The organism is Bradyrhizobium acaciae (assembly GCF_020889785.1).
Lineage (GTDB): Bacteria > Pseudomonadota > Alphaproteobacteria > Rhizobiales > Xanthobacteraceae > Bradyrhizobium > Bradyrhizobium acaciae.
Genome location: NZ_JACMYK010000303.1, coordinates 1 through 1,469, shown reverse-complemented (window position 1 = coordinate 1,469; position 1,469 = coordinate 1). Strand labels below are relative to the sequence as shown.

Below are 1,469 nucleotides of genomic sequence, written 5' to 3'. Positions count from 1 at the left end.
GTCGGGGCCCGGCCCGCGCTCGAGCCAGCCGCGGCGGATCGCAGGCTGCGCGATGCGCGCCTGGTGGCGCAGCGCGCCGGGGAAATTGTTGATGATGCCGTTCGGATCGGGGTCGCCGCCATAGGGCCTGACCTCCAGCCCCGCCTTGCCGAGCCGCGCCGAAAACACGCCCCAATGCGAGGTGTGCGGCTTGAAACCATCGGACAGATCGAGGCCGGGATCGGGGTAGCCAATGGTCTCAGACATTCAGCGGCATCCTTCGCAGCGGGGATCGAGCCCGGTCACAAATCTGTCGCCAGTATAACGATCCACGCCCCGATGTCTCCGGATACAGGGTTGCGGCAAGCGCAGGCGGCCACGCGCACGCGGGGCGATCGCATATGCGCTCGATCTCCTACAAACTCGTCATGCCCGGCCTTGTGTCCGCCTTCGCTGAAGCTTCGGCGAGACGAACGGTAGAGCCCGGCGACGCCTTGGCGTAGCCGGCTGCCGGGCATCCACGTCTTGGTTTCCGCGCGAAAAAGACGTGGATGGCCGGGACAAGCCCGGCCATGACGATGTGGGAACAGCAGCGCCAAGGCGCGCGCCGCCGAAATATCGAAAACAACCCCATGCAAAGGAGCCGGCGACTGCTGGCGTCCGACACGGCGGCTTGACACGTCGGGCAACTCAGCGGCACACTTCCAATATTCCGAAATCGTGCAACCGCGTGTCGTCCCGCCCGGCGGGCGCGCCGGTTTGCGGCCCGAAAACACCCACCCACCATTGAACCTGCACCGGCCCGCCGCGGCGAACGATCGCCGGCGCATGGCCGCGCGCCTGCCAGGAGAACCCGACATGGACACCGCTCCCGACCTCACGACGCCAACTGCGATCGCCGCATCCGGCCCCACTGTGGCTGCCGCAGCCCCGCGCATCAAATTCTCGGCGCAGGGCTTCTGCATCGACCATCCCGATCCCGAGATCGGCGCGGAGCTGATGGTGGAGGCACTTGGCGTCCCCGACCGCGAGGCGATGGACGGCATCCTCCGGCAATTGATCAAGGCCAGCGTGAGCGGCGGCAGCCCCGACCAGGTCAACCTCGCCTTCATGCTCTCGATGGTGCGCAGCATCGGCCCGCGGGATTCCATCGAGGCCATGCTGGTGGCGCAGATGGTTTCGGTTCACGTGATGGCGATGCGCTGCGCCCATCACCTCGCGCATGCCAAGGACCTCGCCCAGCACGACAGCGCCGCGCGCGCCCTCGGCCGGCTCGCCCACACCTTTCCCGCCCAGATCGAGGCGCTGAACCGCTACCGCAGCCGCGGCGAGCCTGCGATCACCGTGCAGAACGTGAAGGTGGAGGACGGCGGCAAGGCCATCGTCGGCAACGTCACCCAGCACGCCCGCGTGATCGTCTCAGACGAGACCCCGGCAGCCGCCCCGCGGAAAGCGCCGAAGGCCGCGCGCGCCGGGCGACGGCGCGGAGC

General features: G+C 68.3%; 1 protein-coding gene and 1 pseudogene. One reads left to right on the top strand and one right to left on the bottom strand.

The genetic code is table 11. The features are described 5' to 3' along the window. Positions 1-246 (bottom strand): annotated as a pseudogene (locus tag H8A92_RS40405) (Asp-tRNA(Asn)/Glu-tRNA(Gln) amidotransferase GatCAB subunit C); the annotation flags it as partial. Positions 247-837: 591 nt separating this feature from the next. Here H8A92_RS40405 and H8A92_RS40400 point away from each other — a divergent pair. Then, the coding region (locus H8A92_RS40400) for a hypothetical protein (RefSeq protein WP_229200797.1) at positions 838-1,469 on the top strand (632 nt) is incomplete at its 3' end.